Origin of the sequence: Sphingomonas faeni (assembly GCF_040407565.1) — a bacterium.
GTDB lineage: Bacteria > Pseudomonadota > Alphaproteobacteria > Sphingomonadales > Sphingomonadaceae > Sphingomonas > Sphingomonas faeni_F.
In genome coordinates this window covers 243,493-249,785 of the sequence record NZ_JAPZPR010000008.1, presented here as the reverse complement: position 1 = coordinate 249,785, position 6,293 = coordinate 243,493, and the positions used below count along the sequence as shown (strand labels likewise).

The following is a 6,293-nucleotide window of genomic DNA, read 5'->3' as shown; positions in this document are numbered from 1 at the left end:
GGAACTCTAGCCCGGCAAAGCCCCCCCGTGGACTGCTCAACGCCGAAAACTCTATAGCGACGGGGGGAGAACACAGTGGCCAGCCCCCGGACAGGCCCCGCACAACCCCGCCGGCACCGTCACGTTGTATCCCGGCGGGGGGGGGGGGGGGCCCCCCCCCCCCCCCCCCCCGGGGGGGGGGGGGGGGGGGGGGGGGCCAGCCCAGCAGCGCCGCGCCCCGGTACAGCCCCTCACCCCAGCCCTCTCCCCGGAGGGGAGAGGGAGCCTAGAATGCCCGATCACGCCGTGTCCTCCTCCCCCGCAGTTCAAGCGCAGCTCGACCGGCTGACCGCGCTGTCGCCCGGCGCAGACATCCTCGGCCTCGAACGCATCACAGCGCTGCTGGCCCGCCTCGGCGACCCCCACCTCAACCTCCCCCCGGTGTTCCACGTCGCCGGCACCAACGGCAAGGGCTCGACCTGCGCCTTCCTCCGCGCCGCGATCGAGGCCGCCGGGCTCAGCGTCCACGTCTATTCCTCTCCGCACCTCGTCCGCTTCAACGAACGCATCCGCCTCGCGGGCAAACTGATCGAAGACGACCTGCTCGCCGCCTTGTTGTCGGAAGTGCTCGACCACGCCGCCGACCTCCAGGCGAGCTTCTTCGAAGTCACCACCGCCGCCGCGTTCCTCGCCTTCGCCCGCACACCCGCCGCCGCGACGATCGTCGAAGTCGGCCTCGGCGGCAGGCTCGATGCGACCAACGTTATTCCCAACCCGGTCGTCACCGGCATCGCCGCGCTCGGCATCGACCACCAGTCGTTCCTCGGCGACACGCTGCTAGAGATCGCCGGCGAGAAGGCGGGCATCGCCAAGCCCGGCGTGCCGCTGGTCACGATGGATTATCCCAAGGCCCTCCGCGCGAAGATCGCCGCGGTTGCCGATGCCGCCGACGCGCCGGTGTTCGCCCGCGGCACCGCCTGGACCAGCGAAACCGCGCGCTCGACCGTCCGCTACGAAGACACCGGCTTTTCGGTCGTCACCAACCGGCCCCGGCTCGTCGGCGCGCATCAGTCTCGCAACCTCGCGCTCGCTATCGCCATGCTCCGTCACCAAGGCGCGCTGCACATCCCCGAAGCTGCGATGCGCGCCGCCGCCGACTGGGCACACTGGCCGGCCAGGATGCAGCGCCTGTCCGACGGCCCCCTGCTCGGACGGTTGCCCGACGGCAGCGAACTGTGGCTCGACGGCGCGCACAATCCCAACGCCGCGCAACCGGTCGCGCGCGCGCTGAGGACGCTCGCAAAGGGACGCCCGGTAACGCTGATCCTGGGCATGCTCGCGAACAAGGATGCGGACGCCGTAATCCGCATCCTGTCACCGTCGGTCGGGCACGTCATCGCGGTTCCCGTCCCCGGCCACCCGCATCACGCACCGGAGACGCTTACAACGCTTGCGCAAAGCTTCGGCAAGACCGCGGAAATCTCGGCAGATCCGGCCAACGCACTCGATTTGATCGCAGCGCACGGGGACCGGCCCAACCTCGTCCTGATCGCCGGCTCGCTCTACCTTGCCGGTGAAGTGCTCGCGGCGAACGACCAACCGCCTGACTGATACCTTGTTGCTATTGACTATCAATAACGAACGCGCGACCTTGGTGACACCACCACGGAGTCGCGTAAATGACCGATACCCGCCCCACCTCCAGCCACCCGCCGAAGAGCGATCTCGCAACGGCAACGTCGCTGCTGCCCCACGCGCTGCCGGCCTGTGAGAACGCCCGCATCGCACTGTTCGCGATGCGGCGGATGGGCGCGCACGGGCTTGCCGACGCCCGCGCATCGCACACGATGTTCACCGCGTTCGGACAGAGTTTCCGCCGCCCGCTCGTGCTGCTCCGCGCGTTGATGGCGGACCTCGCCGGCACGTCGTCGGGCACAATCGCGATCGCGCCATGCTGCTGCGCGCGGATGACGCCCGCCGAGGCGGCGATGCTGTCGATCCTTGCGCGCGTCGAGACCGCGCCGGAGACCGCGCGCTATCTGATGGCCGATCTGCTCGGCGTCCGTCGCGTCGACGGCGTGCTGGCCAGCGCCGCAGCCGTCGCCGCCGCCTTTGCCGACGAGGGGCGACCGGTCACGCTGTAAACGCGGCGCTCACGCTGCGTCGCCAGCGCGGGCGTCGCCCTTGCCTTCGACACCCGCGCTGCCAATCGACCGGTCGATCAGCCCCGTTCGGCTCATCCACCAGAACATCACGACGCCGGGCAACGCGACGACCACGGTGAGCCAGTAGAAGTCGACATAACCGAAGCGCTCGACCAGCGTGCCGGCCGTCGTTGCAGTCAGCAGGCGCCCGACGACGCTCGCGGCCGCCGAGATCAGCGCATATTGCGCGGCGGTGAAGCGTAGGTCGCAGAGCGCGGAGAAATACGCGATCACGGTCACGCCGCCGATCCCGCTGGCAATGTTCTCGAACGCGATCGCGCCGGCCAGCCCGGCATTGCTGTGGCCGACCCCCGCCAGCAGCGCGAAGCTGCCGTTGGAGACGGCCATCAGCACGAGGCTGATCAACACCGATCGCTTCAGCCCCAGCCGCGCATACAGCGCACCGCCGACGAAGATGCCGATCAGATACGCCCAGAAGCCGACGCCGACATCGTAGATCGCGATCTCGTCGTTGGAGAAGCCATTGTCGTTAAGCATCAGCCGAAGCACGATCTGGCCGAGCGTGTCGCCGATCTTGTGGATCAGGATGAAGATCAGGATGATCGCCGCGCCTTCGCGCCGGAAGAACTCGGCAAAGGGCCCGACAATCGAGGCGGCGATCTCGCTCATGCCGCGCTTCGAGGTGGGCTCGCGGTGGCGTTCCGGTTCGCCCATCAGCAATCCGGTCAGCATCGCCGGCAACGCGAACAGCGCGCAGGCCATATAGGCGCCGCTCCAGCCGATCCGCGCGGCCAGCACCAGCGCCAGACCACCCGCCGCGACCGAGCCGATCCGCCAGCCATATTGCGTCATGCCCGATCCGACGCCGAGCTGATACGGCTTCAGCTGCTCGATCCGGTACGCATCGATGACGATATCGAAGGTTGCGCCGGCAATCCCGACCAGAATGGCGGCCACGACGGTCGCGGAGATGTTCGACGCCGGGTCGACCAACGCCAGATTCACGACCGCGGCCATCACGAGCAGGCCGGCAAACACCAGCCACGACACACGCTGCCCCAGCCGCCCCAGGACCGGCAGCCGGACGCCGTCGATCATCCACGCCCATAACGGCTTCAGGTTATAGACGAGGAAGCCGAGCGTGAACGCGGTGATCGTCTTCTTGTCGAGCCCGTCCTGCGCAAGGCGGCTGGTCAACGTCGCGCCAATCATCGCGTAGGGGAAACCGGAGGACACACCGAGGAAGAACGCAGCGAGCGGCGCCTTTTCGAAATAGGGGCGAATGCCGTCGATCCAGCTGCCCCCATGATCGGCCTTAGTCGCCGCTGTCCGGTCCATACGCGTCACGATCCCCGCTCTGTCGCTAGTTATCGGCGCGACCCTAGCGTGAAACCCGCCTTATGCCAGCGGCTAGACGCTCGCCGGGAACAGGGTGAACCCGGAAGGGATACGCTTCGGCTTGCTGCCACCCAGCATTGCTTCGATCGCCTCGATCGCCGCGATCAGGTCACGTGGCGCGTAGGGCTTCGCCATGCAGCCGGCGGCGAGCGTGGTCGCCTCGACCGGGCAGCTTCCCGTCACGAACATCACCGGCACGCCGCGATCCTGTGCCGCGCGTGCGACGTCAATGCCCGATCCATCCGCGAGGTTCACATCGACAAGCACCAGGTCGATCACCGTGTCGCTTGCCAGGATCGGCAGCGCCTCGGCCACCCGGTCGATCGTCGCGACGATCGTGAAGTTCGCGTCGGTCAGGAAATATTCGGTATCGAACGCGACCAGCGGTTCGTCCTCGACCACGAGGAGCCGGACGATCTGCCGCTTCTTCTTCCCGAACAACATTGCCGCAGGGCCCCCGAACGCGAACGAAAGGTCGTTACGCTCGCGTGTCTTAACGCTTCGAATCGCGAACGGTCGCAAATATTTCGCGCTTCGAGACGATCCATAGTATCAGCCGCGCCATGACGACTTCAAAAGACGATAACCCGACTGCCAGCCCGTCGAACGACGCGCCTGCAACCTCCTCCGAAACCGCTCCGGGAACGCCCGCCGCACCGATCAAGGGCGACCGCATCGCCAAGCTGCTCGCGCGCGCCGGGATCGCCTCGCGCCGCGATATCGAACGTATGATCACCGAGGGCCGCGTCGCGCTCAACGGCTCCACGCTGGATACGCCCGCGACGATCCTGCGCAATCTCAACGGCGTGACGGTCGACGGCGACCCGGTCGAGGCGCCGAGTTCGGCGCGGCTGTTCCTGTACCACAAGCCGACCGGGCTGCTCGTCACCGAGCGCGATCCGGCGGGGCGCACGACGATCTACGACCGCCTGCCGCAGGACCTGCCGCGCCTGGTGCCGGTCGGCCGCCTCGATCTCAACACCGAGGGGCTGTTGCTGATGACCACCGACGGGGGACTCAAGCGCCAGCTCGAATTGCCCGCGACCGGCGTCGAGCGTGCCTATCGTGCGCGCGCCTACGGCAACATCACGCAGCAGCAGCTCGACGAGCTGATCGAGGGGATCGAGATCGAGGGCGTGCGCTACGGCTCGATCAACGCCAATATCGAGCGGCGCACCGGGGCGAACGTCTGGATCGAGATGATTCTGACCGAGGGCAAGAACCGCGAAGTCCGCCGCGTGCTCGAGCATCTCGGGTTGCAGGTCTCGCGGCTGATCCGCACACGCTACGGCCCGTTCATCCTCGGCGAACTGCCGCCCGGCCAGATCGGCGAAGTCCTCCAGCACGACGTCGTCGCGTTCCAGAAAGAGCTGGCGAAGGGCAAGCCCGAGGGTCCGGGCGCGCGCGCGAACATCGGCATCAGCGCGAGTGCCGGCGCCGGGGCCGGGATCGGCACCCGCTCGTCGCAGCGTGGCAGCAATGCGCCTCGCCCGACGCCCAGCGCACGACCGGCGCCGGGCGCGCGTTCGGCACCGGCCCGCACGCCGTACGCGGCCCCAGCAAGCTCGGGCTTCTCCAGCGGCGCGGCGCCGGCGGCACGTCCGGTGCGCCCTGCCCGCCCCGAGCGGATCCGCCCGACCGCGGCGATGCAACGCGGCGACGTCAACGATCCCTGGGCACGGCCCGATGTGCGCAATCCCGCGCGGCCGGCGGGTGCGCATCATGCCCGGCCTACCGCAGGCGACACGTCCAAGCCGTATGTGCGGCAGGAGCGCGCGGATCGTGGCGAAGAGCTGAGCACCAGCCCAAAGATCAAGCATTTCCGTGCTGCCAAGCCGCCGCGCGATCGTGCCGCACCGTCGCGCGTCGGCGCTGCTGCCACGGCGTCGCCTCGCACGTCAGCCGGTACTGCGGCGCCCCGCGCGAGCACGGCGCAACGCCAGGAACCGCAACGCGGTTTCCGCCCTCAGGCCGACGATTCGCGGGTACGCGGTGCGCTCGACAAGCGCGCCGCGCGTAGCGCGCAGGGTCGGCCCGGCGCCGAGCCGCGGCCGATGCGCTCGGAGGGTCCTGCCCGGCCAGAGCGTGGCAGTCGGCCGGCTGCACCTGGCAAGGGTCCATCGGGCGGACGCGGGCATCCGCCCAAGGCGCCCCGTGCGCCACGTGGAGGGAAGCGCTGATGCGGATCATCGCAGGGCAGTATCGCGGTCGCCAGATCGCCGCACCCAAGGGTGACACCACCCGCCCGACCGCCGACCGGATGCGCGAGACGTTGTTCTCGATGCTGACCAGTCGCGTCGGCAGCTTCGAAGGTCTGGCAGTGGCCGATCTTTTCGCAGGCTCGGGCGCTCTCGGGATCGAGGCGCTCTCGCGCGGTGCGGCGACGTGCATGTTCGTCGAATCGGACAAGCTGGCGGTCGATGCGCTCAAGGCCAACCTCGCCAAGCTCGAGATTCGCGGGGACGTTCGCGCGACCTCGGTGATGGCGCTCGGGCCAGCATCGGCGCCGCTCGACGTGATCCTGATGGACCCGCCGTACAGCACCGGCGCCGGACTGGTCGCGCTCGACAAGCTGTCGCGGCTGGGCTGGGTCGGGCCCGCGACGTGGATCAGCCTGGAGACCGCAAAGGCCGAAATCGTCGAACTCCCCGGCTTCGAAGTCGACGCTACGAGGGTCCACGGCAAGGCACGGCTGACACTTCTCCGTCCCGCCTAAATTGTTCTCCCGCGAAGGCGGGAGCCCAGACTGGG

General features: G+C 68.7%; 6 protein-coding genes. 4 read left to right on the top strand and 2 right to left on the bottom strand.

All coding sequences use genetic code 11. The annotated features are described in order from the left end of the window. Positions 1 to 270 precede the first annotated feature (270 nt). Complete coding sequence (locus O6Y00_RS17575) at positions 271 to 1,590, top strand: bifunctional folylpolyglutamate synthase/dihydrofolate synthase (protein ID WP_353443854.1); 1,320 nt, start codon at positions 271 to 273, stop codon at positions 1,588 to 1,590. Positions 1,591 to 1,658: 68 nt separating this feature from the next. Beyond that, positions 1,659 to 2,123 (top strand): DUF6628 family protein, encoded by a 465-nt coding sequence (locus O6Y00_RS17570; protein WP_353443853.1) that lies wholly within the window; start codon positions 1,659 to 1,661, stop codon positions 2,121 to 2,123. Positions 2,124 to 2,132: 9 nt separating this feature from the next. Here the strand turns inward: O6Y00_RS17570 and O6Y00_RS17565 are convergent, their stop codons facing one another. Together O6Y00_RS17565 and O6Y00_RS17560 are read right to left on the bottom strand one after the other, a co-directional pair. Further along, positions 2,133 to 3,482 carry an AmpG family muropeptide MFS transporter gene (locus O6Y00_RS17565; RefSeq protein ID WP_353443862.1) on the bottom strand — a complete coding sequence of 450 codons (1,350 nt, stop codon included), beginning with the start codon at positions 3,480 to 3,482 and terminating at the stop codon, positions 2,133 to 2,135. Between the two features lie 72 nt (positions 3,483 to 3,554). After that, positions 3,555 to 3,986 carry a response regulator gene (locus O6Y00_RS17560; protein ID WP_353443852.1) on the bottom strand — a complete coding sequence of 144 codons (432 nt, stop codon included), beginning with the start codon at positions 3,984 to 3,986 and terminating at the stop codon, positions 3,555 to 3,557. A gap of 119 nt (positions 3,987 to 4,105) precedes the next feature. Between O6Y00_RS17560 and O6Y00_RS17555 the strand changes: the two genes are divergently transcribed. Next, positions 4,106 to 5,722 (top strand): pseudouridine synthase, encoded by a 1,617-nt coding sequence (locus O6Y00_RS17555; protein ID WP_353443851.1) that lies wholly within the window; start codon positions 4,106 to 4,108, stop codon positions 5,720 to 5,722. Further along, positions 5,722 to 6,258: a 16S rRNA (guanine(966)-N(2))-methyltransferase RsmD gene (rsmD, locus tag O6Y00_RS17550; protein WP_353443850.1), complete on the top strand. Its 537-nt coding sequence runs from the start codon at positions 5,722 to 5,724 to the stop codon at positions 6,256 to 6,258. The genes O6Y00_RS17555 and rsmD overlap by 1 nt, the downstream gene beginning before the upstream one ends. The last annotated feature ends 35 nt before the right edge of the window (positions 6,259 to 6,293 follow it).

Bases quoted from the DNA above. Each gene is read 5' to 3' on its own strand.
- rsmD (WP_353443850.1), top strand. From the start codon at position 5,722: ATGCGGATCATCGCAGGGCAGTATCGCGGTCGCCAGATCGCCGCACCC.
- O6Y00_RS17560 (WP_353443852.1), bottom strand. From the start codon at position 3,986: ATGTTGTTCGGGAAGAAGAAGCGGCAGATCGTCCGGCTCCTCGTGGTC.
- O6Y00_RS17575 (WP_353443854.1), top strand. From the start codon at position 271: ATGCCCGATCACGCCGTGTCCTCCTCCCCCGCAGTTCAAGCGCAGCTC.
- O6Y00_RS17555 (WP_353443851.1), top strand. From the start codon at position 4,106: ATGACGACTTCAAAAGACGATAACCCGACTGCCAGCCCGTCGAACGAC.
- O6Y00_RS17565 (WP_353443862.1), bottom strand. From the start codon at position 3,482: ATGGACCGGACAGCGGCGACTAAGGCCGATCATGGGGGCAGCTGGATC.
- O6Y00_RS17570 (WP_353443853.1), top strand. From the start codon at position 1,659: ATGACCGATACCCGCCCCACCTCCAGCCACCCGCCGAAGAGCGATCTC.